This is a genomic window from Microbacterium sp. zg.Y909 (genome assembly GCF_024626565.1).
Map to the genome: position 1 here is coordinate 1 of NZ_JANJFJ010000521.1, position 2444 is coordinate 2444.

3 protein-coding genes are annotated in these 2444 nt (G+C 68.0%); all 3 read right to left on the bottom strand.

The window, feature by feature from the left end; translation table 11 throughout:
- Nucleotides 1–341, bottom strand: a 341-nt coding sequence (locus tag NQ160_RS22280; RefSeq protein WP_257517222.1) for a F0F1 ATP synthase subunit gamma, incomplete at its 3' end; no start/stop codon positions are given.
- Between the two features lie 20 nt (nucleotides 342–361).
- Nucleotides 362–2002, bottom strand: a complete 1641-nt coding sequence (gene atpA, locus NQ160_RS22285) for a F0F1 ATP synthase subunit alpha (protein WP_257517223.1) — start codon at nucleotides 2000–2002, stop codon at nucleotides 362–364.
- Nucleotides 2003–2066: 64 nt separating this feature from the next.
- On the bottom strand, nucleotides 2067–2444 hold a 378-nt coding region (atpH, locus tag NQ160_RS22290; protein WP_257517224.1), incomplete at its 5' end, for an ATP synthase F1 subunit delta.

Here is a 2444-nt window from a genome sequence, read left to right on the forward strand (position 1 = left end):
ACTTCCTTGCCCTCGGAGCGCAGCAGCTCGGCGAGCTCCAGCGCTTCGCGCAGGATCTGGGAGTTGAAGGCGCCCGCCAGTCCCCGGTCGGAGGCGAAGATGACGATCGCCGAACGGCGGATCACCTCGCGTTCCGTCGTGAGGGGGTGCTGGACGTTGGAGTACGTCGCGACCGCGGAGACGGCTCGCGTGACGGCTCGCGCGAAGGGCGACGACGCGCGCACGCGCGCCATCGCCTTCTGGATGCGCGAAGCCGCGATGAGCTCCATCGCCTTCGTGATCTTCTTGGTCGTCTGAGCAGAACTGATCTTCTGCTTGTAGACCCGCAGTTGTGCGCCCATTGGCTATCCCTACTGAGTCGTCAGCCCCGGCGGCCCTTGACGATCTTTTCCTGGTTCACGTCGTCGGCGGCTGCTGCCGCGAACTCCTCGTGACCCGGGTTGTTGATCGCCATGCCCTTGCCGGACTGGAACTCGAGCACGAACTCGTCGACCAGCTTCTCGAGCTGGGCCGCCGTGTCGTCATCGAGGACATTGGTCTCGCGCAGCGTGTCGAGGATCGACGTGTTGCGCTTGAGGTAATCGAGCAGCTCGCGCTCGAAGCGCAGCACGTCCTCCACCGCGATGGTGTCGAGCTTGCCGTTGGTGCCGGCCCAGATCGAGACGACCTGCTCCTCCACCGGGTACGGCGAGTACTGCGGCTGCTTGAGCAGCTCGGTCAGACGCGCACCGCGGGCCAGCTGGCGCCGCGAGGCGGCGTCGAGGTCCGAGGCGAACATGGCGAACGCCTCGAGCGAGCGGTACTGGGCCAGCTCGAGCTTCAGCGTTCCGGAGACCTTCTTGATCGACTTCACCTGGGCGTCGCCACCGACGCGCGACACCGAGATGCCGACGTCGACCGCGGGACGCTGGTTGGCGTTGAAGAGGTCGGACTGCAGGAAGATCTGGCCGTCGGTGATCGAGATCACGTTGGTCGGGATGTACGCCGACACGTCGTTGGCCTTGGTCTCGATGATGGGAAGACCCGTCATCGAGCCGGCGCCCAGCTCGTCCGAGAGCTTCGCGCAACGCTCGAGCAGACGCGAGTGCAGGTAGAAGACGTCACCCGGGTAGGCCTCGCGGCCCGGCGGGCGGCGCAGCAGCAGCGACACGGCGCGGTAGGCCTCAGCCTGCTTCGACAGGTCGTCGAAGATGATCAGCACGTGCTTGCCGCCGTACATCCAGTGCTGGCCGATCGCCGAGCCGGTGTAGGGGGCGAGGTACTTGAAGCCGGCGGGGTCGGACGCCGGAGCGGCCACGATCGTGGTGTACTCCATGGCGCCGGCATCCTCGAGCGCGCCCTTGACGCCGGCGATCGTGGAGCCCTTCTGGCCGATGGCGACGTAGATGCAGCGCACCTGCTTGTTGACGTCGCCGGACTCCCAGTTGGCCTTCTGGTTGATGATCGTGTCGATCGCGATGGCCGTCTTGCCGGTCTGCCGGTCGCCGATGATGAGCTGACGCTGGCCGCGGCCGACCGGGATCATGGCGTCGATCGCCTTGATGCCCGTCTGCATCGGCTCGTGCACGCTCTTGCGCGACATGACGCCGGGCGCCTGCAGCTCGAGCGCGCGACGGCCATCGGCTGCCACGGCGCCCAGGCCGTCGATCGGGTTGCCGAGCGGGTCGACGACGCGGCCGAGGTAACCGTCGCCGACGGGGACCGAGAGGACCTCGCCGGTGCGGGTGACCTGCTGGCCCGCCTCGACGCCGGAGAAGTCGCCGAGGACGACGACACCGATCGCGTGTTCGTCGAGGTTCAGCGCCAGGCCGGCGGTGCCGTCCGCGAAGCGGACCAGCTCGTTCGCCATCACGCCGGGGAGTCCCTCGACGTGGGCGATGCCGTCTGCGGCGTCGATGACGGTGCCGACCTCGGTCGCCGCGGCCCCGGAGGGCTCGTATGCGGCGACGAAGTCCTTCAGCGCGTCACGGATGACGTCGGGGCTGATGGAGAGTTCTGCCATGGTCTTCCTTCGTGTTCATGGGACCTCACGGCCCCGAAATCTCCGCTCCGCTGAGCGGGAAGCTCTAACCGGCCAGCTTTTGGCGCAGGTCGTGCAGACGACTCGACACGCTGGCGTCGATGACGTCGTCCGCGATCTCCACCCGCACTCCGCCGACGACCGAGGGGTCGATGACGACGTTGAGGGAGATCTCGGTGCCGTACCGCTGCGACAGCGCAGCGGTGAGGCGCTCGGCCTGCGGGGCGCTCAGCGGCCTGGCGGCGATGACCGTGGCCACCGACCGTCCTCGCTGCTGCGCGACCAGGCGCATCGCACGGCCGATCAGCTGCCGTACACGACGCTCGCGCGGCTGCTGCACAGCCGACGAGACGATGAGGGTCGTGGCCACGCTGGTACGGCCGCGCAGCAGACTCTCGACAAGCGTGCCCTTGGCCGACGCCTC